The organism is Salipiger marinus (assembly GCF_035481585.1).
Classification (GTDB): Bacteria; Pseudomonadota; Alphaproteobacteria; order Rhodobacterales; family Rhodobacteraceae; genus Salipiger; species Salipiger marinus.
In genome coordinates this window covers 236,753-261,545 of record NZ_JAYKSL010000003.1, presented here as the reverse complement: position 1 = coordinate 261,545, position 24,793 = coordinate 236,753, and the positions used below count along the sequence as shown (strand labels likewise).

24 protein-coding genes are annotated in these 24,793 nt (G+C 70.5%); 14 read left to right on the top strand and 10 right to left on the bottom strand.

Annotated features, from left to right (window positions below; translation table 11 throughout):
- The first annotated feature begins 34 nt into the window (after positions 1 to 34).
- The 3 genes from VK682_RS06070 to VK682_RS06060 all read left to right on the top strand — a co-directional run bounded on the left by VK682_RS06070 (position 35) and on the right by VK682_RS06060 (position 2,778).
- Complete coding sequence (locus VK682_RS06070) at positions 35 to 1,294, top strand: SulP family inorganic anion transporter (protein ID WP_324781568.1); 1,260 nt, start codon at positions 35 to 37, stop codon at positions 1,292 to 1,294.
- 70 nt (positions 1,295 to 1,364) lie between these two features.
- On the top strand, positions 1,365 to 2,237 hold the full coding sequence (locus VK682_RS06065; protein WP_324781567.1) for a TIGR01459 family HAD-type hydrolase: 873 nt from the start codon (positions 1,365 to 1,367) through the stop codon (positions 2,235 to 2,237).
- A 97-nt stretch (positions 2,238 to 2,334) separates the two neighbouring features.
- Entirely contained in the window at positions 2,335 to 2,778 is a 444-nt protein-coding gene (locus tag VK682_RS06060) for a MaoC family dehydratase (RefSeq protein WP_230795881.1), read from the top strand.
- Positions 2,779 to 2,822: 44 nt separating this feature from the next.
- Here the strand turns inward: VK682_RS06060 and VK682_RS06055 are convergent, their stop codons facing one another.
- Complete coding sequence (locus VK682_RS06055) at positions 2,823 to 3,905, bottom strand: NAD(P)/FAD-dependent oxidoreductase (RefSeq protein WP_230795883.1); 1,083 nt, start codon at positions 3,903 to 3,905, stop codon at positions 2,823 to 2,825.
- 50 nt (positions 3,906 to 3,955) lie between these two features.
- Between VK682_RS06055 and mnmC2 the strand changes: the two genes are divergently transcribed.
- Positions 3,956 to 4,624 carry a tRNA (5-methylaminomethyl-2-thiouridine)(34)-methyltransferase MnmC2 gene (mnmC2, locus tag VK682_RS06050; RefSeq protein WP_089843257.1) on the top strand — a complete coding sequence of 223 codons (669 nt, stop codon included), beginning with the start codon at positions 3,956 to 3,958 and terminating at the stop codon, positions 4,622 to 4,624.
- Entirely contained in the window at positions 4,621 to 5,493 is an 873-nt protein-coding gene (locus VK682_RS06045) for a DMT family transporter (protein ID WP_324781566.1), read from the top strand. The genes mnmC2 and VK682_RS06045 overlap by 4 nt, the downstream gene beginning before the upstream one ends.
- Positions 5,494 to 5,649: 156 nt before the next feature.
- Here VK682_RS06045 and VK682_RS06040 read toward each other — a convergent pair whose 3' ends face one another.
- Positions 5,650 to 7,605 carry a lytic transglycosylase domain-containing protein gene (locus VK682_RS06040; protein WP_089843263.1) on the bottom strand — a complete coding sequence of 652 codons (1,956 nt, stop codon included), beginning with the start codon at positions 7,603 to 7,605 and terminating at the stop codon, positions 5,650 to 5,652.
- A 128-nt stretch (positions 7,606 to 7,733) separates the two neighbouring features.
- On the opposite strand from VK682_RS06040, the gene dapA reads away from it, so the two are divergent.
- A complete protein-coding gene (dapA, locus tag VK682_RS06035) occupies positions 7,734 to 8,609 on the top strand; it encodes a 4-hydroxy-tetrahydrodipicolinate synthase (RefSeq protein WP_089843266.1) in 876 nt (291 codons plus the stop codon).
- A 259-nt stretch (positions 8,610 to 8,868) separates the two neighbouring features.
- Here the strand turns inward: dapA and VK682_RS06030 are convergent, their stop codons facing one another.
- The 7 genes from VK682_RS06030 to VK682_RS06000 all read right to left on the bottom strand — a co-directional run bounded on the left by VK682_RS06030 (position 8,869) and on the right by VK682_RS06000 (position 17,695).
- A complete protein-coding gene (locus VK682_RS06030) occupies positions 8,869 to 10,203 on the bottom strand; it encodes a M16 family metallopeptidase (RefSeq protein WP_324781565.1) in 1,335 nt (444 codons plus the stop codon).
- On the bottom strand, positions 10,200 to 11,555 hold the full coding sequence (locus tag VK682_RS06025; protein WP_324781564.1) for a M16 family metallopeptidase: 1,356 nt from the start codon (positions 11,553 to 11,555) through the stop codon (positions 10,200 to 10,202). Before VK682_RS06025 ends, VK682_RS06030 begins: the two co-directional genes overlap by 4 nt.
- A 141-nt stretch (positions 11,556 to 11,696) precedes the next feature.
- The gene (locus tag VK682_RS06020; protein ID WP_230795893.1) at positions 11,697 to 12,218 is read right to left on the bottom strand and encodes a DUF3035 domain-containing protein; all 522 of its coding nucleotides are present in this window, start codon (positions 12,216 to 12,218) and stop codon (positions 11,697 to 11,699) included.
- A 55-nt stretch (positions 12,219 to 12,273) separates the two neighbouring features.
- A complete protein-coding gene (lspA, locus tag VK682_RS06015; protein WP_230795894.1) occupies positions 12,274 to 12,762 on the bottom strand; it encodes a signal peptidase II in 489 nt (162 codons plus the stop codon).
- A 122-nt stretch (positions 12,763 to 12,884) separates the two neighbouring features.
- The gene (gene purH / locus VK682_RS06010) at positions 12,885 to 14,474 is read right to left on the bottom strand and encodes a bifunctional phosphoribosylaminoimidazolecarboxamide formyltransferase/IMP cyclohydrolase (RefSeq protein ID WP_089843275.1); all 1,590 of its coding nucleotides are present in this window, start codon (positions 14,472 to 14,474) and stop codon (positions 12,885 to 12,887) included.
- A gap of 21 nt (positions 14,475 to 14,495) precedes the next feature.
- Entirely contained in the window at positions 14,496 to 16,244 is a 1,749-nt protein-coding gene (locus tag VK682_RS06005; RefSeq protein WP_230795895.1) for a heparinase II/III family protein, read from the bottom strand.
- A gap of 188 nt (positions 16,245 to 16,432) precedes the next feature.
- Complete coding sequence (locus VK682_RS06000; protein ID WP_230795896.1) at positions 16,433 to 17,695, bottom strand: RsmB/NOP family class I SAM-dependent RNA methyltransferase; 1,263 nt, start codon at positions 17,693 to 17,695, stop codon at positions 16,433 to 16,435.
- 93 nt (positions 17,696 to 17,788) lie between these two features.
- Here VK682_RS06000 and VK682_RS05995 point away from each other — a divergent pair, with 93 nt between their 5' ends.
- Positions 17,789 to 17,980, top strand: coding sequence for a DUF1674 domain-containing protein (locus tag VK682_RS05995; protein ID WP_230795897.1), 192 nt, complete (start codon positions 17,789 to 17,791; stop codon positions 17,978 to 17,980).
- 104 nt (positions 17,981 to 18,084) lie between these two features.
- On the opposite strand, the gene dapB is transcribed toward VK682_RS05995, so the two are convergent.
- Positions 18,085 to 18,900, bottom strand: coding sequence for a 4-hydroxy-tetrahydrodipicolinate reductase (gene dapB / locus VK682_RS05990; protein ID WP_324781563.1), 816 nt, complete (start codon positions 18,898 to 18,900; stop codon positions 18,085 to 18,087).
- Positions 18,901 to 18,983: 83 nt separating this feature from the next.
- Here dapB and rbfA point away from each other — a divergent pair, with 83 nt between their 5' ends.
- The 7 genes from rbfA (at position 18,984) to lpxK (ending at position 24,792) form a co-directional block, all read left to right on the top strand.
- Positions 18,984 to 19,379, top strand: coding sequence for a 30S ribosome-binding factor RbfA (gene rbfA, locus VK682_RS05985; protein ID WP_089843285.1), 396 nt, complete (start codon positions 18,984 to 18,986; stop codon positions 19,377 to 19,379).
- A complete protein-coding gene (locus VK682_RS05980; protein ID WP_375342669.1) occupies positions 19,376 to 20,128 on the top strand; it encodes a phosphodiester glycosidase family protein in 753 nt (250 codons plus the stop codon). Before rbfA ends, VK682_RS05980 begins: the two co-directional genes overlap by 4 nt.
- A 33-nt stretch (positions 20,129 to 20,161) precedes the next feature.
- Complete coding sequence (locus VK682_RS05975) at positions 20,162 to 21,508, top strand: TldD/PmbA family protein (RefSeq protein ID WP_324781562.1); 1,347 nt, start codon at positions 20,162 to 20,164, stop codon at positions 21,506 to 21,508.
- Entirely contained in the window at positions 21,495 to 22,274 is a 780-nt protein-coding gene (locus VK682_RS05970) for a 3'(2'),5'-bisphosphate nucleotidase CysQ (protein WP_324781561.1), read from the top strand. The genes VK682_RS05975 and VK682_RS05970 overlap by 14 nt, the downstream gene beginning before the upstream one ends.
- Before the next feature lie 72 nt (positions 22,275 to 22,346).
- Entirely contained in the window at positions 22,347 to 22,589 is a 243-nt protein-coding gene (locus VK682_RS05965) for a DUF4170 domain-containing protein (RefSeq protein WP_089843294.1), read from the top strand.
- Between the two features lie 68 nt (positions 22,590 to 22,657).
- Positions 22,658 to 23,800, top strand: a complete 1,143-nt coding sequence (locus tag VK682_RS05960) for a 3-deoxy-D-manno-octulosonic acid transferase (protein WP_230795900.1) — start codon at positions 22,658 to 22,660, stop codon at positions 23,798 to 23,800.
- Entirely contained in the window at positions 23,800 to 24,792 is a 993-nt protein-coding gene (gene lpxK / locus VK682_RS05955; protein WP_230795901.1) for a tetraacyldisaccharide 4'-kinase, read from the top strand. Before VK682_RS05960 ends, lpxK begins: the two co-directional genes overlap by 1 nt.
- Position 24,793: the final 1 nt, after the last annotated feature.

The window sequence follows — 24,793 nt, the reverse complement described above, 5'->3', positions numbered from 1 at the left end:
CGCGACTCAGGATCGCGGGCGTAGCGATAAGGTCATGACACCTGCCCTTGCCTCTTCGCTGCGCGGCTACAGTGCCGCCGACCTGCGCGCCGATCTCTGGGCGGGGATCACCGTGGCCATGGTGGCCCTGCCACTAAGCCTTGCCATCGCCATCGCTTCGGGGGCCGGGCCCGAAACCGGGCTGATCACCGCCGTGGTGGCGGGGTTCCTGATCTCGGCGCTGGGGGGCAGCCGGGTGCAGGTGGGGGGCCCCACCGGCGCCTTCATCGTGGTGGTGGCCGACGTGATCGCCCGGCACGGCTTTTCCGGGCTGGTCACCGCCACCTTCATGGCCGGGCTGATCCTGCTGGTGGCGGGGCTGCTGCGCGCGGGCAAGCTGATCCGCTTTGTCCCCGAGCCGGTCATCAACGGCTTCACCATCGGCATCGCCGCGATCATCGCGCTGAGCCAGCTCAAGGATCTGCTGGGCCTGACCGGCGACCTGCCCGCCGAGGCGGTGGAAAAGATCGCGGCACTCTGGCAGGCGCGCGGCGCGGTCGAATCCTGGGCGCTGGCCACGGGGCTCGCCACCATGGCGCTGATCACGCTCTTCCGCCGCCTTGCCCCGGCATGGCCCGGGCTGATCGTGGCGGTGGCGCTGGTGTCGGGCGCGGTGGCGCTGTTCGATCTGCCGGTGGCAACGCTGGGCGACCGCTTCGGCACCCTGCCGCGCGGCCTGCCGATGCCCGCCCTGCCCACGCTCGACCTCGCGACGCTGCGCGCGCTGCTGCCCTCGGCGCTGATCATCGCCTTTCTCGCAGGGGTGGAATCGCTGCTCTCGGCCATGGTCGCCGACCGGATGACGGGCGACCGCCACCGCTCCGGCGCCGAACTGCTGGCGCAGGGCTGGGCCAATCTCGCCTCGGCGCTGATGGGGGGCCTGCCCGCCACCGGCGCCATCGCCCGCACCGCCACCAACATCCGCGCCGGCGCGCGCTCGCCGGTGGCAGGCATGGTGCATGCGGTGGCGATCCTTGGCGCCATGGCGGTGGCGGCACCGCTGGCCTCGGCGCTGGCCATGCCCGCGCTCGCCGGTCTGCTGATCCTCACCGCATGGAACATGAGCGAGCCGCAGCACTGGCGCGCCCATGCCACCACCGGCCCCATGGCAGACCGGCTGCTGCTCGCGCTGACCTGCGTGCTGACCGTGCTGGCCGATCTGACCGTGGCCATCGGGCTGGGCGTGGCGCTTGGCCTCGCGCTGCGGCTGCAGCGCCGCGCCTCCGCGCCGGACTGGCAGCCCCCCGACCGCTAGGCCGGTTTCGCGCTGGCCAAGCGGCAGCGCGCCGCCTATCAAGGCCGCAACGCTCAGCAGCGAGGCCAGCATGACCCGGATCATCGAACAACTCTCCGACATTTCGCAGGATTACGAGGCGCTGTTCGTCGACCTCTGGGGCTGCCTGCACAATGGCGTCACCGCCTTTCCCGACGCGGTGGAGGCGCTGCGCGGCTTCCGCGCGCAGGGCGGCGCGGTCATCCTGCTGACCAATGCCCCGCGCTCGCGCCACGAGGTGATGAAGCAGATCGAAGGCTTCGGCATCCCCGAAGACTGCTGGGACAACATCGCCACCTCCGGCGACAGCGCCCGCGCCGCGATGTTTCAGGGCGCGGTGGGCCAGAAGGTCTGGTTCATGGGCACCGAGTTCGACACCAGCTTCTTCGAGCCGCTGAAGCTGGTGGAAAACCCCGTGGAGATCACCCGCGTGCCGCTGGACGAGGCCGAAGGCATCATCTGCTGCGGCCCCTTCGATCCCGCAGCCGACCCCGCCGTGATGCGCCCCGAATTTCTGCTGGCCAAGACCCGCGGCCTGAAACTGCTCTGCGCCAATCCCGACATCGTGGTGGACCGGGGCGAGACCCGCGAATGGTGCGCGGGCGCGCTGGCCGCGCTTTATACCGAAATGGGCGGCGAAAGCCTCTATTTCGGCAAGCCGCACCCGCCGGTCTATGACCTCGCCCGCCGCCGCCTGACCGAAATCGACCGCGAACTGCCCGACAGCGCCATCCTCGCCATCGGCGACGGCATCCGCACCGACGTGCTGGGCGCCATCGGCGAAGACATCGATTCGCTCTTCATCACCGGCGGGCTGGCGGCGCGGGAAACCCTCACCACCCGCTCCCCCGATCCCGAGGCGCTCGCGCGCTATCTCGATCAGGAAAACCTGCATCCCAGCTTCGCCATGGGCTTCCTGCGCTGACATCCCCTTGACTTTCTGCGGTCGCGAAGTAATAAAATTGCGAAACCATCATTCTGGATGGCGCTTTATTACCGGGCCGCAGATCATGGAGGACAAGATGCTGGACAACCTGCCGCGTGGCACGATCTGCATCGAGGATATCGAGATGGGCATGTCGCGCCACCTGCGCAAACAGGTGACCGACCACGACATCGCGCTGTTTGCCGAAGTCTCCACCGACCGCAATCCGGTGCATCTGGACGACGCCTATGCGCAGGACACCATCTTCGAGGGCCGCATCGCCCATGGCATGCTGACCGCCGGGCTGGTCTCGGCGGTGATCGGCGAACAGCTGCCCGGCCATGGCACGGTCTATCTGGGCCAGACGCTGAAATTCCTCGCCCCCGTCCGCCCCGGCGACACCGTGCTGGCCGAAGTCACCGTCACCGGGATCGACATTGCCAAGCGCCGCGTCACCCTCGACTGCCGCTGCTCGGTCGAAGGCAGACCCGTGCTCGCGGGCGAGGCCAAGGTGCTCGCCCCCTCGCGCAAGTTCGACTGACGCCCCCGCTTCCAGCGGCCCCAAATATCCCGGGGGAGTCCGCGTCAGCGGACGGGGGCAGCGCCCCCTGCCCCGCCTGCGGCGGGCCGCAGCGCATCCTGCAGCCGGAACCCGTCGGGGATGGCATCGCGCCCCTCCAGCACCAGATCGGCCATGACCTCCGCCACTTTCGGCGCCATGCCGAAGCCGATCTTGAACCCGCCATTGGCGACATACTGCCCGGGCCGCCCCGGCCATGGCCCCAGCAGCGGCGCCCGGCTCCGCGCCCTTGGCCGCACCCCCGCCCAGCGGTCCAGCACCTCCGCGCCCTCCAGCTGCGGCAGCGCCGCCACCGCCCGCGCCAGCAGCGCGTCGCATTGCCCGTCCACCGCGCCCGGATCGTCAAACTCGCGCTCCGAGGTCGATCCCACCGCCAGCGTGCCATCGCCATGGGGCACGAGATGCAGCCCGTCGACAAACAGCTGCGGCGCGTTCCGCGCGTCAAAGCGCAGCAGCAGCGACTGGCCCTTCACCCCGTCGCCCACAGGCTGCCCCAGATCCTGCGACAGCGCGCGCAGCCCCTGCCAGCCGCTGGCCCAGATCACCGCGCCGCGATCCTCCGCCTCGGTCACGATCTCGGCCCCGCGCGCCCGCAGCGCCGCCACCAGCGCCGCCACCACGCGGCGGGGGGCGACCCGCGCGCTCAGCGTGTCGCGGATCAGCCAGCCCTCGGGGGCTGCGGGGGCAAACGCGCCCGCCTCCTCTGCCGGGATCACCTCCCAGACCGCCGCATCGCCCCAGAGCGCCCGCGCGCCCTGCCCCCGGGCGCGGGCCAGCGCCAGCGCCGCCTCTCCCGCCACCGGCTGCAGGCGACCGGTGCGGGCATAACCTGCGGACAGGCCCCCCGCCGCCTCGACCTCGGCCCAGAACGCCTGTGCCATCAGCAGGCTCTCCAGCTGGAAGGCCTTCTTGGGGTTCCAGTTTTCCGGCACATGCGGCGCCAGCGCCCCCACCGTGCCGCCGCTCGATCCCGCGCCCGGGCCAAAGGGGTCGACCACCCGCACCCGCGCGCCGCGCCGCGCGCAGACCCATGCAAGGCTGAGGCCAAAGATGCCCGCGCCGCGCACTGTCACGTCCCCGCTTGCCATTCCCGTGCCTCCGCTCCAATGTCGCGGCAGTTCTAGAACAGGCGCGCAAGATGAACCAGCCCGACGCCCCGCTCTGGCGGGACGGAGATGTCCCCGTCTCGCCCCGGTTCGACGATCCCTATTACTCGCTGGAGAACGGGCTCGCCGAGACGCGGCACACCTTCCATGCCGGAAACGACCTGCCCGCGCGGTTCCGGGACGGGTTCCATGTGGCCGAACTGGGCTTCGGCACCGGGCTGAACCTGCTGGCGACGCTGGCACTGTGGCGCGCCACGGGTCAGGACGGGCGGCTGGTCTTCACCAGTTTCGAGGCTTTCCCGCTTGCAGCACCCGACATGCTGCGCGCACAGGCGGCCTTTCCGGAACTGGCCCCGCTCGCGGCGGAACTGGCGCCGTTCTGGCAGGCAGAGGCCCGCCGGATCGACCTGCCGGATCTGGCCTTCACGCTGGTCGAAGGTGATGCGCGGCAGACCCTGCCGGTCTGGCCGCACCGCGCCGATGCGTGGTTTCTGGACGGGTTTTCCCCGGCCAAGAACCCCGAACTCTGGGGGGCCGACCTGATGGCGCAGGTGGCGGCCCATACCGCCCCCGGCGGCAGCGCCGCCAGCTACACCGCCGCAGGCCATGTGCGCCGCGCGCTGGCCGAGGCCGGGTTCGAGGTCACCCGCCGCCCCGGTCATGGCCGCAAGCGCCACATGACCACGGCGCGCCTGCCATGACCACGCAGAACACCTCTCTCGGCATCTGGCTGATGGTGCTGACCACGCTGATCTTTTCGGCGCAGGACGGTCTGTCGCGCCACCTGTCCGAAGCCACCAATGTGTATATGGTCACCATGGTGCGCTACTGGTTTCTGGCCGCCTTCGTGATCTCGCTTGCCGCGCGCCAGCCCGGCGGGCTGCGGGCGGCGGCCCGCACCAGCCGCCCCGTGATGCAGATCTTCCGCGGCACGCTGCTGGTGCTGGAAATCTGCGTGATGGTCACCGGCTTCGTGCATCTGGGGCTGGTGGAAAGCCATGCGGTCTTTGCCTGCTACCCGCTGCTGATCGCGGCATTCTCCGGCCCGGTGCTGGGCGAAAAGGTCGGCTGGCGGCGCTGGACCGCGATCGGCGTGGGGTTTCTGGGCATCCTCGTGATCCTGCAGCCCTCGGGCGGGGTGTTCTCGCCGCTGGCCGCCATCCCGCTGCTCGCGGCGCTGATGTTCGCGCTTTACGGGCTGCTGACCCGCAAGGTCGCCAGCACCGACAGCGCCGCCACCTCGTTCTTCTGGACCGGAGTCAGCGGCGTGGTGGTCGCCACCGGCATCGGGATGTGGTTCTGGACGCCGATGAGCCTTGGCGACTGGGGGCTGATGGGGCTGCTCTGCCTGCTGGGGGCTTCGGGGCATTTTACGCTGATCAAATGTTACGAAGTGGCCGAAGCCTCGGCGGTGCAGCCCTTTGCCTATCTGCAGCTGGTTTTCGCCTCGATCCTCGGCATCGTGGCCTTTGACGAGGTGCTGCGGCCCAACGTGGCGCTGGGGACCGCGATCATCGTCTGCGCGGGCGTGTTCACCCTGATCCGCGCCCGGCGCCAAGCCCGGAGCTAGAGGGGGCGCTGCCCCCGCCGCCCGTTCCGGGCGGCCCCCCGGGATATTTCCGGTCAGAAGAAGCAGGGCGCGATCCGCGTTTCTTCTGACCTCAAATATCCCCGCCGGAGGCAGGCCGGACATCGCCACAGGCACTGCTGCCGCCCAAGGGCGCCGTCATTCCCCCAGCGGCTGCAGCGTGGCGCCCACCAGTTCTTCGCTGAAGGGGACCGGATGCGGATCCTGCCCCAGCCGCGCGCGGTAGATCGGCAGGCTTTCGGTGACGCGCATCACGTAGTTGCGGGTTTCGTTGAAGGGGATCATCTCGATCCAGTCCACCACGTCGATCTTGCCCTCGCGCGGGTCGCCATACTGCTCCATCCACGTGATCGGGCGCGAGGGCCCGGCGTTGTAACCTGCGGCCATCATCACCGCGTTGCCGTCGAAGCGGCGCGCGAGGCTCGCCAGATAAGCCGAACCCAGCCGGGCGTTATAGGCGGGATCGTCCAGCAGCCCGTCGAGGCTGTAAGGCAGGTCGAGCCAGCCCGCCACCTCGCGGGCGGTGCCCGGCATCAGCTGCATCAGCCCGCGCGCGCCCGCGCCCGAAATCACGCGCGGGTCGAATTCCGATTCGCGGCGCGCGATGGACAGGACCAGTTCGCGCGGCACCGGAAAGCTTGCCTGCACCAGATCGGGATGCAGCGCGTAATAGGGCCCCGGCAGTTCCACGCCATATTGCGCCGCGCGCTTGCCCAGCATGACCTGCACATGCGGGCGGCCCATCTCGGCCAGCATGTCGCCAAGCTGGCCCATCTGCTCGCGGTCGAGCCCCTCGGCCAGATGGGTCAGGAACCGCTCGCCCAGCGACCTCTCACCGGCGGCCAGAAGCAGGACTGCGGCCTTGTAGACGCTGGAGGAGGTGAAGGGAGCCGTGCGCCAGTCGGGGAAGGGTTCGGTCCCCGCCAGCTTGGGATCGGGTGGCACCTCGGCGCGTTCCGCCGCCAGGAGCCCGTAGAACGAGGTCTGGTAGCGCGCGCCCTCGGCATAGGCCTGCCGCGCCGCCTCTGTCTCGCCCTTGTCGTCCAGCGCGCGACCGGTCCAGTAGCCCGCCCGGCCCAGCGAAATCGGCGAGGAGACGGCGCCGCCATGGGCGCGGAAATGCGCCAGCGCCACGTCTGGCTCGCCCAGAAAGCGCAGCGCGATGAAGCCCGCCAGCCATTCCAGTTCCGCGAACTGCGCGCCATCGGTCAGGCCGTGCCGGGCCGCCACCGCATAGGCATCGCGGAAATCGCCGCGCAGCAGCAGCGCATGGGCAAGATCGTCGCGCCGCCCCGCCCAGGCCCAGGGCTCGCCCAGAGCCGTGGCACTGGTGGAGCGCTCGAGCAGCAGCGCCACCGCGTCTTCGTCGCGGTTCTTGCGCAGCCGCCACAGGTAGCGCTCATAGGCCAGCCCCGGATCCTCTGCCAGCGCCTCGGGCACCTTGGCGATCAGACCGTCCACCCCCGGCGCCATGTCGCGCAGCGCCAGCCGCGCCTCGGCCAGCGCGCGCCAGTCTTCGGGCACCAGCGGCAGCATGGCGCGGGCATTGGCGGTCCAGCCCTGCCACAGCGCCATGTCGAGCCGGGCGATGTGATGCGGCGCCAGCAGGTCGCGCCAGTCGCGCAGGAAGGTGTCGTGTTCCTCGGGCGCCAGCCGCAGCGTGCGCCATGCCAGCACGATATCCGCCTCGGCGGTGCCGCGTTCGCCAAGCGCCAGATGGCTGCGGGCCAGCGCCAGCGCCCCCGCCCCGGTCTGCGGGCTGTAGCCGTCGAAAAAGGCGCGCACCGTGTCATTGTCGGATTCCGAGATGGCGATTTCGCTTTTCTCGCGCAGATAGGGCATGCCCGGCCAGTCGGGATTGCGGGTGACAAAATCCATGACCTGCCGTGCGTCGCCGCGGCTGGCCCGCAGGTAATGCCACAGGATCACGTCCAGCGCCGCCTGCCCGTCGCCGCGCGCGCCGATCAGGGCCGCCGCCCAGTTGCCGCCCCGCATGTCGGCCATGGCCTGCGCCAGCGGGCGCTCCTGCTGGGCGGGGGCGGCTGTGGCGAAGAGAGCGACCAGAAGGAGGAGAGCGGCGCGGAGGCGCGACATGATCTTGCAATTTCCCTGCCAAAAAGGAATAGACACGGCGCGGAGGATACCGCGCGGCCCGGGGGGTTCCAACTCACATTCCCTTCAGGCCCGCTAGACGACTTTCACTCACGAAGGAGACGCGTGTCATGTTCAAAGGTTCCATGCCTGCATTGGTCACGCCGTTCAAGGACGGCGCAGTGGACTTCGACACGCTGAAAAAACTTGTCGACTGGCACATCGGTCAGGGCAGCCACGGGCTGGTGCCGGTGGGCACCACGGGCGAAAGCCCCACGCTGAGCCATGACGAGCACGAGGCGGTCATCGACTGCGTGGTGCAGGCGGCGGCGGGCCGGGTGCCGGTGATCGCGGGGGCGGGATCCAACAGCACGCGCGAGGCGATCCGCCTGATGCGCTTTGCCGAAAAGGCGGGGGCGCAGGGCGCGCTGGTGGTGACGCCCTATTACAACAAGCCGACGCAGGCGGGGCTGATCGCGCATTTCACCGCGCTGCATGACTGCTGCGATCTGCCGATCATCATCTACAACATTCCCGGCCGGTCGGTGGTGGACATGAGCCCCGCCACCATGGGCGAACTGGCGCGGCTGCCGCGCATCGTGGGCGTGAAGGATGCCACCGGCGATCTGGAGCGGGTGTCGCAGCAGCGCATCACCTGCGGGCCGGACTTCGTGCAGCTGTCGGGCGAGGATGCCACCGCCCATGGTTTCAACGCGCAGGGCGGCTGCGGCTGCATCTCGGTCAGCGCCAATGTGGCGCCGAAGCTCTGCGCCGAGCTGCAGGAGGCGACGCTGGCGGGGAATTACGCGCGGGCGCTGGAGATTCAGGACCGGCTGATGCCGCTGCATCAGGCGATCTTTACCGAGCCGGGCCTCTGCGGCGCGAAATACGCCATGTCGAAGCTGGGCCTGTGTTCCGAGGAAATCCGCCTGCCGCTGCTGCCGGTCACCGCCCCCACCCGCGACAAGCTCGACGCGGCGCTGCGCCATGCCGGGCTGATGAACTGAGAGCAGGCGCCGGGGGCTCTGCCCCTCCCCCGTCCGCCACAGGCGGACACAAAGAGAAGGGGGGCTCTGCCCCCGGGCCGCCACAGGCGGACGATGGCAAAAAAGGGGGCTCTGCCCCCCGTCCGCCACAGGCGGGCATAGGTGAAGAAGGGGGCGCTGCCCCCGTCCCCTGCGGGGACTCCCCCGGGATATTTGGGCCAAGAAGAAGGGGCGGGCGCAAAAAGCGGCCCGCCCCTTTGGCTGTGGGGGGATGGCGCGGTCAGGGCGTGGCGGTGTCCGCGTCCTCGAAGCCCTCGGGCTGGCCGACCACCACGACGCGCAGCGCTTCGGGGTCCAGCAGATCCGCCGCCACCCGCTTCACATCCTCCAGCGTCACCGCCTCGACCATGGCGTTGCGGTCGGTGACATAGTCCGGGGTCAGCCCGTCCATCTGCATGCCCGCAAGGATCTGCGCGATGGGGCCGTTGCCGTCAAAGCGCAGCGGATAGGCGCCGGTCAGATAGGTCTTGGCCTGATCCAGTTCCGCCTGCGTCACGCCCGCCTCTGCCAGCTTCGCCCATTCGTCGCGGATGACGGCGATGGCTTCGGCGATGCGGTCATTGGCCGAGGCGACGCGGCCCATGTAAAGTGCGGCATGATCCATGGGCAGCAGGTAGGAATAGACGCCATAGGTCAGGCCGCGCTTTTCGCGCACCTCCTGCATCAGCCGCGCCTCGAAGCCGCCCGCGCCAAGGATCGTGTTCATCACATAGGCCGCGAAGAAATCGGGATCGTCCCGCGCCAGCCCGCGCTGGCCGAACACCGCCACCGATTGCGGCGTCTCGAACGGCACCACGGTGACACCTGCGGTGGTCTCTACCGCCACATCCTCCGGCAGATCCTGCGTGCTGTCGGGCAGATCGCCCAGCAGCCCGTCGATCAGGGTCGACAGTTCCTCGGCGGTGATGTCGCCTGCGGCGGCAATCACCACGCGGTCGCGGGTCATCCCGGCCTGATGCGCCGCCATGATGTCCTCGCGGGTCAGCGCCGTGACGCTGTCCTCGGTGCCGCTCAGATCCGAGCCATAGGGATGGTCGCCAAAGACCAGCGCATCGAAGGTGGCATCGGCGATGGCATCGGGATCCTTGGCATCGCTGCGGATGCCGGACAGCACCTGCGCGCGGACCCGGTCCAGCGCGTCCTGATCGAAGCGCGGCGCGATCAGGCTCTGCCGCAGCAGATCCACCGCCGCCTCGCGGTTTTCGGTCAGGAAGCGGGCGGAAACACCGATGGCATCCTGCCCCGCGTCATAGCGGAACTGCGCGGCCAGCGATTCGGTGGCCTCGGCGAAGCCCCGGGAATCGAGATCGCCCGCCCCTTCCTCCAGCAGCGCCACCATAAGGTTGGTGGCCCCGCGCTTGCCCGGCAGATCCAGCGCCGCACCGCCGCGAAAGCGCAGCTCCAGCGCGGTGAAGGGGATCGACGGCTCCTCCACCAGCCAGGCCTTGAAGCCTGCGGGGGTTTCCACCTGCTGGATCTCGATCTCGGCCCGGGCGGGCAGCGTAAAGGACAGGGTGAAGGCCAGCGCCAGCAGCGGTTTCAGAACGGGGATCATTGCGACACCTCCTTGGTGGGCGCCTCTGCGGTGAGCCAGCCGGTGACGGAGCGGCGGCGGTCCAGCACGGCGCGGGCGGCGGCGGTGATGTCCTCGCCGGTCACCGCCTGCAGCGCGTCGGGCCATGCCTGCACGTCGGCCACGGTCAGGCCGGAGGTCAGCGCGTTGCCATAGCGCTGCGCGATGTCGGACACGTCGTCCTGCGCATAGATGCGCTGCGCGCGCAGCTGGAACTTGATCCGGTCAAGCTGGGCCGGATCCACGCCTTCGGTCATGAACTCCGCCAGTTCCGCATCCAGCGCCGCTTCGGCCTCGGCCAGCGTCACCCCCGGCGCGGGCACCACGGCAAAGCCGAAGCTGCCATCGTCATAGGCGGTGCCGTCGTAAAAGGCAGAGACATAGATCGCCTTCTGCTGGTCGAACTGCAGCGCCCGGTTCAGCACCGAAGTCTGCCCGCCGCCCAGCACCTCGGCCAGCAGGGTCAGCGCCGCCGCCTGCTCCTGCGCGCCCGGCTCGCGCTCGGGGGCCAGATAGCGGCGCATCACATAAGGCTGGGCGACGCGCGGATCGGTCATCACCAGCCGCCGTTCGGCAAGCTGCGGCGGCTCCTGCGGGCGCATCCGTTCGGCGGGAAGGTCGGGATTGGCGGGCAGCGGGCCGTAATGCTGCTCGGCCAGATTGCGCACCTCGTCGGCGGTCACGTCGCCCGCCACGATCAGGATCGCGTTATTGGGCGCATAGAAGCGCTCGTAATAGGCCAGCGCGTCATCCAGCCCCAGCGTCGACATCTCTTCGGGCCAGCCGATCACCGGCACGCCATAGCGGTGGTTGAGATAAAGCGCTGCGGTCATCTGTTCGCGCATCAGCGCGCCGGGATCGTTTTCCACCCGCATGTTGCGCTCTTCGATGATGACGTCGCGCTCGGTCAGGATGTCGGCCTCGGTCAGCTGCAGGTTGACCATGCGGTCCGCCTCCATCTGCATCATCAGGCCCAGCCGGTCGGCGGCGACGCGCTGGTGATAGGCGGTCTGGTCAAGACTGGTAAAGGCGTTGTCGGTGCCGCCATTCTCCGCCACGACGCGGGAAAACTCGCCCGGCTCCAGCGTATCGGTGCCCTTGAACAGCAGATGTTCCAGAAAATGCGCGACCCCGGAACTGCCCGCCGTCTCGTCCGCCGATCCGGCCTTGTACCAGACCATATGGACCACGACCGGGGCGCGATGATCCTCGACCACCACCACCTCCATGCCGTTGTCGAGCGCAAAGGTCGTGACCTTTTCCTCGACCTCCTGCGCTGCGGCGAATCCTGCGCCGAACGCAGCCAGCGCGATGACCGCGGCAAGTGACCTCATGAACACTGTTCCTTCTCCCCTCGTGCGGATCCCGCACCGCTGCTCGTCTGTTCCCTGCCTCCCAACCTACGAAGCGGGCGCGGGCTTTCAAGCGGGGCTTGCGCGTTCGTGATGGCCGCGAAGGTGCTGCGGCGCCGCGCCTTACTCGCCCGCGGGCGGGGCGGAGGGGGTGCGCACGCCGGTGCGGCGCCATGCGTCCAGCGCGCCCTGCGAATCCAGCGACTGGTCGCGATAGGCGCGGTTGTATTCGTTGTCCGGCACCAGCTTCCAGTTGAAGATGGATTTGCGGCGGCGGAAGGCCGCGTCTTCGGTGGCAAGCTGGGTCCGGATCGCCGGATCGGCACCGTAGCGCGTCGCGCGCGACAGCAGCGCCATGTCGCTGGCCGGAGCCGCAGAGGAGGCCAGCGCAGCCGGATTGCCGCCAAGGGCCGCCACCACATCGGCGCGCGGGGTCTGGTCGGTGCGGTTGGCTCCGCCCGGCGTCGGCGCGGGCAGGCTGCCATAGGTCTCGGGCCGCACCAGCGGCTTGTTGGGAACGATGGCGAATTCCTCGGGCGTGCCGCGGTTGTTGCGCAGCTGGTGCAGCGTGCGTCCCTCCCCGCCCGAACAGGCGGCGAGCGTCCCGACGAGCCCGATCATCAGCGCGGCTTGCGGCAGCTTCATGGCCATCCTCCGGTTCTTGCCTTGATCCCTGCTTTAGACCATCCGGCCCGCCCCGTCACGAGCCCTTTTTGCGGGACTTGGGCATGGCTTCGGCAGGAAACAGCACAAGCCCCAGCGCCCCGGCAAAGATCGCGATATCGGCGATGTTGAAGGCGAAGGGGTTGGAGATGCCGCAGCAGGACATGTTCAGGAAATCCGCCACCGCGCCATAAAGCAGCCGGTCCACCACATTGCCAAGCGCGCCGCCGATCAGCACCCCGCCCGAGATCAGCCCCCAGCGCCCCGGCGGATCGCGCCGCAGCCAGAGCGTGACAAAACCCACGATGGCCAGCGCCAGCGCGATCAGGATCCAGCGCGTGGCGTCGGGCCCGCCGGAAAACAGCCCGAAATTGATGCCGTAATTCCACGCCATGCGGAAATTCAGAAACGGCGGCAGCACGTCGATCGCCTGCTTCTGCGCCAGCCCCATGACATGCACCACCAGCCATTTCGACAGCTGGTCGGCCAGAAAGACCCCCAGCGCCGTTGCCGCGACGATCCGCATGATCCTGCTCCCTCGCATGCGGGAACCAAGGCCCCCGTCTTCATCTTGCCCGGAAAACTCCGGGGGTGAATGGCGCGGCACGCGCCAGAGGGGGCAGAGCCCCCTGCCCCCTCACGACCGGCTCAGTGCCGGAAATGCCGCATGCCGGTGAACACCATGGCAAGCCCCGCCGCATCGGCGGCGGCGATCACCTCGGCATCGCGCATCGACCCGCCCGGCTGGATGACAGAGGTCGCGCCCGCCGCCGCCGCTTCCATCAGCCCGTCGGCAAAGGGAAAGAACGCGTCAGAGGCGACGGCCGACCCCTGCGTCAGCGGCGACGGCAGGCCCAGTCCCTCGGCCATGCGCTCGGCCTTCTTCGCGGCGATCAGCGCCGAATCAAGCCGGCTCATCTGGCCCGCGCCCACACCCACCGTCGCCTTGTCCTTCACATACACGATGGCGTTGGACTTGACGTGTTTGGCGACGGTCCATGCAAACAGCAGATCCTCCAGCTCGGCCTCGCTGGGCTGGCGCTGCGTCACCACCTTCAGATCGGCGCGGGTGATCACGCCATTGTCGCGGTCCTGCACCAGCATCCCGCCCGACACCTGACGGAAGGCGAGCCCCGGCGCGGCGGTGTCGGCAAGACCGGAGGTGGTGAGCAGGCGCAGGTTCTTCTTGGCGGCAAAGATCTCGCGCGCGGCGTCATCGGCGCCGGGGGCGATCACCACCTCGGTGAAGATCTCGGTGATGGCGCGGGCCGTGTCGGCATCCAGCACCTGATTCAGCGCCACGATCCCGCCAAAGGCAGAGGTGCGGTCGCAGTCAAAAGCGCGGGCATAGGCCTCGGCCAGCGTCGCGCCGCGCGCCACGCCGCAGGGATTGGCATGTTTGATGATCGCGCAGGCCGGGCCGTCCTCGGGCCGGAATTCCGATACAAGCTCAAAGGCCGCATCGGTGTCGTTGATGTTGTTGTAGCTCAGATCCTTGCCCTGATGCTGCACCGCCGTGGCCACGCCCGGACGGTTCGACCCGTCGCGGTAGAAGGCCGCCGCCTGATGCGGGTTCTCGCCATAGCGCAGGGTCTGGGCGATCTCGCCCGCGATCACCCGGCGGCGCGGCGCGGCCTGTTCCAGCGCGCCCGCCATCCATGTGGACACCGCCGCGTCATAGGCCCCGGTGCGGGCATAGGCGATCTGCGCAAGGCTCTGCCGGAAGGCCAGCGTGGTGGCGCCCTCCTGCGCGTCCAGTTCGGCCAGCAGCGCGGGATAATCCGCCACATCGGTCACCACGGTGACAAAGCCGTGATTCTTCGCGGCGGCGCGGATCATCGCAGGGCCGCCGATGTCGATATTCTCGATGCAGGTGGCGTAATCACCGCCCTGCGCCACGGTCGCCTCGAAGGGATAAAGATTGACCACCAGCAGGTCGATGGCGGGAATGCCATGCTCGGCCATCGCCGCCAGATGCGCGTCGTCGTCGCGCAGCGCCAGCAGGCCGCCATGGATGCGCGGATGCAGGGTCTTGACCCGCCCGTCCATCATTTCGGGGAATTCGGTCACCTCTGCCACGTCGCGCACGGCGATGCCGGCCTCGCGCAGGGCGCGGGCAGAGCCGCCGGTGGACAGGATCTCGATCCCCCGCGCCTCCAGCGCACGGCCAAGATCCAGAAGGCCGGTCTTGTCGGAAACGGAAATCAGCGCGCGGGCGACGGGGTGCAGGTCAGGCATATGGCATTGGTCCCAGATGGTTCAGAGCATCATGTCCAGCTCGTCCCGGACCAGATCGCGCACCGCAAGCGCGGTGTCCTGCGCCTTGGCCAGGCTCCAGCGGATGCGGGTCGCATACTCCATCGCGCGGCCGGATAAAACGACCTGTTTCGCGGCGCGGGGCCGCAGCCTGCCCTTTTCCAGATAGACCGAGGGCTCCAGCGTCAGATCCACCCCCGGTTCGGGCCGGAACACCCAGATCTCGCCCGAGCGCAGCCCCAGCGACACCGCCGCCCCGCCCAGATCAATCTCCGCCTCAACCTCGGGATGCAGGTGAAAGCGGATCTCCCATGGCAGGCCCGCCAGCCGCCCCGCATCCAGCTTCCGGCTGAACTGGCGCCGGTCGGCCTCGTCCAGCGTCAGCAGCATGTCCTCGCCGCTCAGCTCCCGCCCGTCCGGCGACAGCTGCAGCACCCGCGCATGGGTCAGCCCGTGGCTGGCGCGCCAGCCGTCATGCCCGGCCTCCAGCCGCGGCCCCTCCGCCGTGGCGCGCAGTTCCACCGGCACGCGCTTCGGCGCCTCGGCCAGCAGTTCGACCTCGACCCCCGCCAGCCGCCGCCGCTCCGCCAGCCGCGCGCTGGACTGCCCCGCCAGCGCCAGCGTGGAATGCGAGGGCGTCGCCCGCCCCGCCCGCCGCCAGTCCTCGCCGAACATCTCGCCGGTGCCGCAGCTGACGATCAGCGGCCGCCGCCCGGTGGTCAGCTCGAAAGCCAGCGTCGAGGCATGGGCATCCCCCGAAGCCCGCCCCAGCACCGGCGGCGCCGCATCGACAATGACGCTGGTCCGCCCCGCCGACAGCCGGGCATAGCCCATGGCCAGCCCCTCGGGCGGGCGCCAGCGCAGCCCGGCGCCGACCAGCGCCTGCTCCAGCCGTCCTTCGGCGCCGCGCCCGCCGCCCTGAAACCGCGCCAGCCCGCCATCGGCATGGCGCAGCGCGCGCAGCGTGGGGGCGATGCGGGAAATCGCCGCCAGATGCGCAGGTCCGGGGCTGCGATCCGCCTCGCGCAGCGCGGCGGCAGCCCATGTCAGCAGGCTCAGCACCTCCAGCAGCTCTTCGGGATTGCGCGAGGGGATGCCGCCCTGTGCATCGACGCGGGCCTCGCATTCGGCTTCCAGCGCGCGGCAGGCGGGATCCACCTGCGCCTCCATCCCCTCCAGCGACAGGCCCGCATATATCAGCCCGGTCAGCGCGGCAAAGCGCGGCAGCCCCGGCGGTGCCACCTGCCAGCGGCGGCCCAGAAACAGCGTCTGGCTGCCAAGCGCGCGAAAAAACCCCGTGGCGGCGGCGGCATCGCGGCCCCGCAGCAGAAACAGCGCATGATGGGTCCAGCGGATCAGCCGCTGACCGGCGAGATCGGGCACCCAGCCCGGCCCCTGCCCGCGGCCATAGCGCGCGATCCAGCCCCAGAGCCACTCCTGCGCCAGCGCGCGGGCGGGCGCATCACCCACCGCCGCCAGATCGTCGAGCCAGCCAAAATCATGGATCTGCGCCTGCCACGCCCAGTCCGGCGCGGGCAGATCCCAGATCATCGCCCCCGGTGCCTCGACCAGATGACCGGCAAAAAGCAGATTTCCCGCGCAAAGCTGGCGCCCGCGCGCGGCGGATCCGGTGGCGCGGGGTTCGGGCTGCGACCGGAAGGCGGTGGCGGGCCGCGCCCGCGCCGCCGCCCGGGCGGCCAGACGGTTGCGCCAGCGCGTGACCGCCAGCGACCAGCTCCAATCCTCCATCATGCCCCGCCCCATCGTCGCGCCCCTGAATGGCGTCTTGACGGAACCTTAACGCAGCCGCCGCGGCAAGTCACCGGACAAACCGCCCGCCGCGCCCCGCAGGCCACCGCCTGCCCTTCTTCTGACCAGAAATATCCCGGGGGTGAATGCGGCGCAGCCGCAGAGGGGGCAGCGCCCCCTTTGCGACCGCTTCAGCCGCGCTGCAGCACCGCCATGTAGAACCCGTCCATGCCGCCACGCGCGGGCCAGCAATCGGGGCGCAGCCGCAGCCCGCCCTCGGGCGCGCGCCAGCCCGGCTCGACCCCCGGCGCCTCGGCGGGCAGCACCTGCAGGCCGGGATGGCGGACCAGAGCCTCCTCGATCTGGCATTCGCCCTCATCGGGCAGCAGCGAGCAGGTGCAGAACACCAGCCGCCCGCCCGGCGCCAGCAGGCTCAGCGCGTGATCGAGCATCCGCGCCTGCAGGTCGATCAGGTCGGAAATCCCCTCGCCCTGCCGGGCACGCGGCAGATCGGGGTGGCGGCGGATGGTGCCGGTGGCCGAACAGGGCGCATCCAGCAGCACCACATCCCACTGGCCACGCGCTTCCAGCGCGTCGCCCGCCACCAGCTCGGCGCCAAGCCCGGTGCGGGCCAGATTTTCGGCCAGCCGCGCCAGCCGGGGTTCGGACAGATCGAGCGCCGTGACATGCGCCCCCGCCGCCGCAAGCTGCAGCGTCTTGCCGCCCGGGGCGGCACAAAGATCCAGCGCGCGGAGCCCCGCCACATCGCCCAGAAGCCGCACCGGCAGGGCGGCGGCGGCATCCTGCACCCACCACGCGCCTTCGTCATAACCGGGCAGACCCGAAACCTGCCCCGCCTCGGTCAGCCGCAGCGAGCCGGTGGGCAGCAGCTCCGCCCCCAGCCGGTCGGCCCAGCCCGCCGCATCATCCTTCACGGTCAGGTCAAGCGGCGCGCCCGCCAGATGCGCCGCCTCCATCGCCGCCACCGCCTGCGGCCCCCATGCCGCGCGCAGCGGATCGCGCAGCCAGCGCGGCAGGCGCGGCACCCGCAGCTTGGCCCATGCCGCAGGGCCATCCTCGGCGATGCGGCGCAGCACGGCATTGACCAGCCCCGCCATGGTCCGCGCCTTGCGGTCGGCGGAGACAAGGGTCACGCAGTCATTCACCACGCCATGCGCGGCGCCGCCGGTGCAAAGCTCCCATGTGCCAAGCCGCAGCACGTTGCGCACCATCAGCGGCGGCGCCTTGCGCAGATGCGGTTTCAGCAGCGCATCGCAGCGGTCGAGATTGCGCAGCACCTCCAGCGTCATGCGCTGCGCTGCGGCGCGGTCGGCGGGGGCCAGCGCGGCCCATGCGGGGCCGGTCATCGCCTCGGACAGCAGGCGGCCCTGCCCCGTCACCTCGCCCAGACATCTGAGGGCGGCGCCGCGCGCCGGGCTTGCCTTGTCGGACATGGGGTCTCTCCGTTCCGCGCAGGCCCTGTTGCCCGGTCGCGCCGGGCCCTATATCAGGGGCACCCCCGCCTGAAAAGCCGAAGGACCGCCGCCATGACCACCGACACCCCCGCCGACCTGCCCGCCGCCGCCCGGCGCGCGCTGGCCGAAGCCGCCGAACGCCGCGCCGCCGCCGAGGCGGAAGCCGCCCGGTCCCCGCAGCCGAAAGAATATGGCGGCCGCGACGGGCTTGACCCCGCGCGCTATGGCGACTGGGAGAAAAAGGGCCTCGCCATCGATTTCTGAGGCGCGAGAGGTCCGGGGAGAGAGGGGGCGCTGCCCCCGTCCGCTGACGCGGACTCCCCCGGAGTTTAGGGGCAAGATGAAGCCCCGAGCGCGGCCGGAACGGGTCAGTCGTTCAGGCCGAGCACATCCAGCATGTCATATTCGCCGGGCGCCCTGTCCTGCCCCCAGAGGGCGGCGCGCAGCGCGCCCCGGGCAAACAGCGCGCGGTCGGAAGCGATGTGTTTCAGCACGATGCGTTCGCCCTCGGTGGCGAAGATCACCTCGTGTTCACCCACCACATCGCCGCCGCGCAGCGCGGCAAAGCCGATATCGCCGCGCCTGCGCGCGCCGGTCAGCCCGTCGCGGCCCCGGTCCGAGGCGTCGGCCAGATCGACGCCCCGGCCTGCCGCCGCAGCCTCTCCCAGCATCAGCGCCGTGCCGGAGGGCGCGTCGACCTTGCGGTTGTGGTGCATTTCCACGATCTCGATGTCCCAGTCGGCATCCAGCGCCGCCGCCACCTGCCGGGTGATGCGGGTCAGCAGGTTGACGCCAAGGCTCATGTTGCCCGCACGCACGATCACCGCGTGATGGGCGGCGGCGCGGATGCGGTCGAGATGCGCAGGCTGAAGCCCGGTGGTGCCGATCACATGCACGCAGCGCGCCTGTGCCGCCAGATCGGCAAACTCCACCGTCGCCTCGGGGGCGGTGAAATCCAGCACCGCCTGCGCGCGGGCGAAGGTGTCGAGCGGATCGTCGCTGACCGTGACGCCAAGCGGGGCACCGCCCATCGCCTCGCCCAGATCGCGGCCCACCCATGGATGGCCGGGCCGTTCCAGCGCGCCCGACAGCCGCAGCCGGTCGCTGCGCCCCAGTTCGCGCACCAGCATCTGCCCCATGCGCCCCGACACGCCTGTCACCACCACGCCCGGTTGATCGGTCATCTTGCCCTCCATGTCGACACGCGGCCTGCTTAGCGCGCGCGGGTCGGCTTGGCAAAGGGGCGCAACAGGCCTATGTCTGCGCCATGGGCAAAAACAGATTCCAAGAAGGTTCGGGGCCGAGCCAGCGGCAGCTTCGGGTGGGGGAACTCATCCGGCGCACGCTGTCCGACGTCCTGAACCGGGGCGACATCCACGACCCCGAACTGAACCGGCAGTCGATCACCGTGGGCGAGGTGCGCGTGTCACCCGACCTGAAGGTGGCGACCGCCTATGTGGTGCCATTGGGCGGCGGCGATCCCGCCCCCATGTTCGAAGGGCTGGAGCGCAACCGCGCCGAGCTGCGGCGGGCGGTCTCCAAGGGGCTGACGCTGAAATTCGCGCCAGAACTGCGGTTCCGGCTCGACGAGACCTTCGACCGGCTCGACGAGACGCGGCGCCTCTTCGCGCAGGACGCGGTGCGCCGCGATCTGGACGAGTGAGCCTCTGGCGCATCCTTGCCACCGCCTGTCTGGCGGCTGCGGTCCTGTGGCCGGGCCGGGCTGCGGCGGTGGATTGCGCAACCGAGAGCTTCGAGGGCCAGCGCTACACGCTCTGCCGGGTCGATGCGGCGCGCGAGGATCTGCGCACCTTTCTGCGTGATCCCGAGGGCCAGCCCTGGGGCCAGTTTTCGACGCTGGAAAGCGCGCTGGCGCCGCAGGGGCTGACGCTGGCCTTCGCGATGAACGCGGGCATGTATCATGCCGACCGCGCGCCGGTGGGCCATTATGTCGAGGACGGGCGCGAGGAGATGCGCGTGGTGCCGAACCCCTCGCCGGGGAATTTCGGGCTGCTGCCCAACGGCATCCTGTGCATCCGCGACCGCCGCGCCGAGGTGATCGAGACGCGCGCCTTTCTGGCCAGCAGGCCAGACTGCCGCTTTGCCACGCAGTCGGGGCCGATGCTGGTGATCGACGGCGCGCTGCATCCGCGCTTCCTGCCCGACAGCACCTCGCGCTATGTGCGCAACGGTGTCGGCGCTTCGGCGGACGGGCGGCGGCTGGTCTTTGCGATCTCGGAACAGCCGGTGACCTTTCACGAGTTCGGGCGGCTGTTCCGCGACGGGCTGAAGCTGCCGCAGGCGCTGTATTTCGACGGCAATGTCTCGCGGCTTTATGCGCCCGCGATCGGACGTGCCGATCCGGGCCGGACCATGGGCCCCATCGTGGGCGTGGTGCAACCCGCAGGCTGAGCCTGCCATTCCTGAACCCGTGCCGGAGGACAGATGTCGAAGGATCTTGAAACCCTGACCGCGGCCCTGTTGCAGGCCGCGACCCGCGCCGGGGCCGATGCCGCCGATGCCATGGCGCTGGATGGCACGGCGCTTGGCATCGATACGCGCGGCGGCAGGCTGGAACAGGCGGAGCGCGCCGAGGGGCTGGAATTCGGCCTGCGCGTGCTGATCGGGCAGCGCAGCGCCGTGGTCTCCGGCTCTGACGCGCGGCCCGAGGTGCTGGCCGCCATGGCGGAGCGGGCGGTGGCCATGGCGCGCGAGGCGCCTGAAGATCCCTATATCGGCCTTGCCGATCCCGCCCTGCTGGCGCGGGATGTGGATGCCGCGGCGCTGGAGCTGTTCGATCCCGCCGCCGAACCGTCCCCCGCCGAGCTGGAGCAGGACGCGCGCGAGGCGGAGGCGGCGGCGCAGGCGGTGCGCGGCGTCACGCAGGTGGATGGCGCCTCGGCGCATTACAGCGCGACGCGGGTGCATCTGGCCGCCACCAACGGCTTTTCGGGCGGCTATACGCGCAGTTCGCGGTCCATTTCCTGCGTCGCCATCGCGGGCAGCGGGCTGGGGATGGAGCGCGACCATGACGGCGACACCCGCATCTTTGCCGCCGACCTGCGCGGCGCTGCCGAGATCGGCACGCGCGCGGGCGAGCGCGCGGTGGAGCGGCTGAGCCCGCGCAAGCCGCGCACCGGCGCCTATCCGGTGATCTTTGACGAACGCATTTCCGGCTCGCTGATCGGGCATCTGGCGGCAGCGATCAATGGCAGCGCGATCACGCGCGGCGCCTCGTGGCTGCGCGACGCGATGGGGGAACAGGTGCTGCCCGCAGCGCTGTCGCTGATCGAGGATCCGCGCCGGGTGCGCGCGCCCTCCTCGCGCCCCTTCGATGCCGAGGGCCTGCCGACCCGGGCGCGGGCGCTGGTGCAGGATGGCGTGCTGCAGGGCTGGTCGCTGGATCTGGCCACGGCGCGCAAGCTGGGGCTGGCGCCCACCGGCAATGCGGCGCGCGGCACCTCCTCGGCGCCGTCGCCCACGGCGTGGAACCTTGACCTGACCCAAGGCGGGCAGAGCCGCGCCGAGCTGATCGCGGAGACGGGGCGCGGGCTGCTGGTCACCTCGATGATCGGATCGACCATCAACCCCAATACCGGCGATTATTCCCGGGGTGCCGCAGGCTTCTGGATCGAGAATGGCGAGATCGCCTATCCCGTCTCCGGCGTCACCCTCGCGGGGAACCTGCGCGAGATGCTGCTGAGCCTGACGCCTGCCAATGACGCGCGGCCTTGGCTGTCGCGCGTCGTGCCCTCGCTGCGGGTCGAGGGGCTGACCCTTGCCGGAGAGTGATGGCGCCCTCTTGGTGCGTGCCGCCGAAGCTGCGGCAGAGGTGGCGCTGGCCTATCGCGGCGGGCCGCTGGACATCCGGCTGAAGGCGCAGGATGGCAGCCCCGTCACCGCCGCCGATCTGGCGGTGAATGACCGGCTGGAGCAGATCCTGCGCACCGCCCGCCCCGGCTATGGCTGGCTGTCGGAAGAAAGCGCCGATGCCCCCACCCGGCTGGCATCGGAGCGGGTGTTCATCATCGACCCCATCGACGGCACCCGCAGCTTCATCGAGGGCGAGGACAGCTGGGCGCATTCGCTGGCCATCGCCGAGCGCGGCGAGGTGATCGCCGCCGCCGTGCTGCTGCCGGTGCTGGGGCTGGGCTATGCCGCCACGCGCGGGCGCGGCGCAACGCTGAACGGCGCGCCGCTGACCGTGACCCGACAGGGCGACCTGACCCGGGCGCATGTGCTGGCGCCAAAGCCGGTGCTGGATCCGGGATTCTGGCGCGGCACCGTGCCGGGGTTCCGGCGCAGCCACCGCCCCTCGCTGGCATGGCGGCTGGCCCTTGTGGCAGAGGCGCGCTACGACGCGATGCTGACCTTCCGCCCGACATGGGAGTGGGACATCGCCGCAGGCACGCTGATCCTGCAGGAGGCGGGGGCACGGGTGACGGACCGTTTCGGGCGCCCCTTGGCCTTCAACGCCCGCAGCGCGCAGCACGAGGGCGTGATCGCCGCCAATCCGGTGCTGCATGACGACATTCTGGCCCGGCTGCACCCGCGCTGAGACCATGACCACGGCTTGACGTGCCGCCCGCAGGCCGTAGGGTGCGCGCGTCAGCGCGAGAAAGGACACCGCATGGGTCAACGCCTTCATCTCGTCTTCGGCGGCGAACTGGTCACGCCGGAGAAAACCGTCTTCAAGGACGTGAACGACATTCATATCGTCGGCATCTTCCCCGATTACGCCTCGGCGCATGATGCGTGGAAGGCCGAAGCGCAGCGCACCGTGGACAATGCGCATATGCGCTATTTCATCGCCCATCTGCACCGCCTGCGCGACGAAGAGCGCGAAGACTCAGCCGCCGTGGATCTTGGCTGACCTTGACGCGCAGGCCGTTTTCCCTGTCCGCCTATCTGGCTTTCGCCAGAGGCAGGACCAGTTCCGCCGTGGCGGAACCGGACCAGCCAAGGCCTGCGGGACCGATCATCTGGGCGCAGGCGGGCACGCCCGGCAGCGCCCGGCCTCTGGCCGCGCTTCTGTCGCGCCTGCAGATGCAGCGCCCGGATCTGTCGCTGCTGGTCACCGGTGATTCGGCCTGCGCCCCGCCCGGCGCCATCGCGACCGACCTGCCCGGCGAAAGCCAGCCCGAGGTGACGGGCTTTGCGACCCACTGGCGCCCCGCCATCGGCTTCTGGACCGGCCAGCATCTGCGCCCCGCCCTGCTGCACACGCTGAAGGCGCGCGGCACGAAGCTGGTGCTGCTGGATGCGCGGGACGCGCAATGGACCACCCCGGCGCCGGGCTGGATGCCCGATGCCGCCCCGGCCACGCTCAGCCTGTTTGACCGCGCCTATGGCGTGGATGACGCCGCCCGCCGCCGCCTGCGCCGCGCGGGCCTGCCCGAGGACCGGCTGCCGCGCACCGGGCTGCTGACCGAAACCGCGCCGCCGCTCGACTATCCGCGCCGCGCCCATGAAGAGCTGGTGGCGGCCTTTGCCGCCCGCCCGGTCTGGCTCGCCGCCCGCGTGCGCACCGCAGAGGCGGAGCAGGTGCTGGACGCGCATCTGCGCGCGGTGCGGCTGGCGCACCGGCTGCTGCTGATTCTGGTCCCTGCCGAGGGCGAGGATGCGGCGGCCATCGCCGACCGCGCCCGCGCCTCTGACCTGCGGCTGTGCCTCTGGGACAATGGCGAGATGCCGGACGAGACCACGCAGATGATCCTGACCGAAACCCCGGGCGAGCTGGGCCTGTGGTACCGGCTGGCGCCGCTGGTCTTTCTGGGCGGCTCGCTGGTGCCCGGCCATGGCGGCGAGGATCCTTTGGAGGCGGCGGTGCATGGCACGGCGCTGCTGTATGGTCCCAATGTGGGCCGCCACCTGCCCGCCTATTCCCGGCTGGCCGAGGCGGGGGCAGCGCGGATCGTGCGCGATTTCGATTCGCTCTCCGCCGCCGTCAGCCAGCTGATCGCCCCCGACCGCGCCGCCGCCATGGCCCATGCCGGCTGGGATGTGGTGAGCCAGGGCGCCGCCCTGACCGACGAGCTGCTGACGCTGGCCGGGGACTGGCTGGATACCGGGGAGGCCGCCTGATGCGCGCCCCCGGCTTCTGGGACACCCCCCCCGACCGCCCCGCGTGGCAGGCCCGCCTGCTGGCGCCGCTGGCGGCGCTGACTGCCCGCGCCACCGCCCGCCGCGTGACGGCAGGCCCGCGCCTGCGGGTGGGCGTGCCGGTGATCTGCGTCGGCAACCTCAACGCGGGCGGCACCGGCAAGACCCCCAGCGTCATCGCGGTGCTGGAACGGCTGGCGGCGCGCGGCATCGCGGCGCAGGTGTTGTCGCGCGGCCATGGTGGGCGGCTGACCGGCCCGGTGCAGGTCGATCCGCGCCGCCACAGCGCCGCCGATGTGGGCGACGAACCGCTGCTGCTGGCCGCCTTCGCCCCGGTTTGGGTGGCGCGCGACCGCGCGGCGGGCGCCAAGGCGGCTGTGGCGGCGGGCGCGCAGGCGGTGGTGCTGGATGACGGCTTCCAGAACCCGGCGCTGGCGCAGGATCTGGCGCTGGTGGTGGTCGATGCGCGCTATGGCTTCGGCAATGGCCGCTGCCTGCCCGCAGGGCCGCTGCGCGAGCCGGTCGACCCCGGCCTTGCCCGCGCCGATCTGCTGCTCTCCATCGGGGCGCCCGGGGCGCAGCAGGAATTTGCCGCGCGCTGGCGCCGCCATATCACCCTGCCGCATCTGACCGGCGCGCTGGAGCCGCTGCAGACCGGCATGGACTGGCAGGACATGCCCGCCTTCGCCTTCGCCGGCATCGGCCATCCCGAGAAATTCTTCGCCACGCTGCGCGGGCTTGGCGCCGATCTGCGCGGCACGCGGGCGCTGGACGACCACCAGCCGCTGACCCCCGCCCTGCTGACCCGGCTGGAGCGGGACGCCGCCGCGGCGGGCGCGCAGCTTGTCACCACCGAAAAGGATGCCGTGCGCCTGCCCGACAGCTTCCGCCCCAAGGTGCTGACCCTGCCGGTGCGCCTGCGGCTGCAGGATCCCGCCGCGCTGGACAGCCGGCTCGACGCGCTGTTCGGCTGAG

What these genes read in the sequence shown, in the direction of transcription:
- VK682_RS06070 (WP_324781568.1), top strand. Translation starts at nt 35, where the DNA reads ATGACACCTGCCCTTGCCTCTTCGCTGCGCGGCTACAGTGCCGCCGAC.
- VK682_RS06065 (WP_324781567.1), top strand. Translation starts at nt 1,365, where the DNA reads ATGACCCGGATCATCGAACAACTCTCCGACATTTCGCAGGATTACGAG.
- VK682_RS06060 (WP_230795881.1), top strand. Translation starts at nt 2,335, where the DNA reads ATGCTGGACAACCTGCCGCGTGGCACGATCTGCATCGAGGATATCGAG.
- VK682_RS06055 (WP_230795883.1), bottom strand. Translation starts at nt 3,905, where the DNA reads ATGGCAAGCGGGGACGTGACAGTGCGCGGCGCGGGCATCTTTGGCCTC.
- mnmC2 (WP_089843257.1), top strand. Translation starts at nt 3,956, where the DNA reads ATGAACCAGCCCGACGCCCCGCTCTGGCGGGACGGAGATGTCCCCGTC.
- VK682_RS06045 (WP_324781566.1), top strand. Translation starts at nt 4,621, where the DNA reads ATGACCACGCAGAACACCTCTCTCGGCATCTGGCTGATGGTGCTGACC.
- VK682_RS06040 (WP_089843263.1), bottom strand. Translation starts at nt 7,605, where the DNA reads ATGTCGCGCCTCCGCGCCGCTCTCCTCCTTCTGGTCGCTCTCTTCGCC.
- dapA (WP_089843266.1), top strand. Translation starts at nt 7,734, where the DNA reads ATGTTCAAAGGTTCCATGCCTGCATTGGTCACGCCGTTCAAGGACGGC.
- VK682_RS06030 (WP_324781565.1), bottom strand. Translation starts at nt 10,203, where the DNA reads ATGATCCCCGTTCTGAAACCGCTGCTGGCGCTGGCCTTCACCCTGTCC.
- VK682_RS06025 (WP_324781564.1), bottom strand. Translation starts at nt 11,555, where the DNA reads ATGAGGTCACTTGCCGCGGTCATCGCGCTGGCTGCGTTCGGCGCAGGA.
- VK682_RS06020 (WP_230795893.1), bottom strand. Translation starts at nt 12,218, where the DNA reads ATGAAGCTGCCGCAAGCCGCGCTGATGATCGGGCTCGTCGGGACGCTC.
- lspA (WP_230795894.1), bottom strand. Translation starts at nt 12,762, where the DNA reads ATGCGGATCGTCGCGGCAACGGCGCTGGGGGTCTTTCTGGCCGACCAG.
- purH (WP_089843275.1), bottom strand. Translation starts at nt 14,474, where the DNA reads ATGCCTGACCTGCACCCCGTCGCCCGCGCGCTGATTTCCGTTTCCGAC.
- VK682_RS06005 (WP_230795895.1), bottom strand. Translation starts at nt 16,244, where the DNA reads ATGATGGAGGATTGGAGCTGGTCGCTGGCGGTCACGCGCTGGCGCAAC.
- VK682_RS06000 (WP_230795896.1), bottom strand. Translation starts at nt 17,695, where the DNA reads ATGTCCGACAAGGCAAGCCCGGCGCGCGGCGCCGCCCTCAGATGTCTG.
- VK682_RS05995 (WP_230795897.1), top strand. Translation starts at nt 17,789, where the DNA reads ATGACCACCGACACCCCCGCCGACCTGCCCGCCGCCGCCCGGCGCGCG.
- dapB (WP_324781563.1), bottom strand. Translation starts at nt 18,900, where the DNA reads ATGACCGATCAACCGGGCGTGGTGGTGACAGGCGTGTCGGGGCGCATG.
- rbfA (WP_089843285.1), top strand. Translation starts at nt 18,984, where the DNA reads ATGGGCAAAAACAGATTCCAAGAAGGTTCGGGGCCGAGCCAGCGGCAG.
- VK682_RS05975 (WP_324781562.1), top strand. Translation starts at nt 20,162, where the DNA reads ATGTCGAAGGATCTTGAAACCCTGACCGCGGCCCTGTTGCAGGCCGCG.
- VK682_RS05965 (WP_089843294.1), top strand. Translation starts at nt 22,347, where the DNA reads ATGGGTCAACGCCTTCATCTCGTCTTCGGCGGCGAACTGGTCACGCCG.
- lpxK (WP_230795901.1), top strand. Translation starts at nt 23,800, where the DNA reads ATGCGCGCCCCCGGCTTCTGGGACACCCCCCCCGACCGCCCCGCGTGG.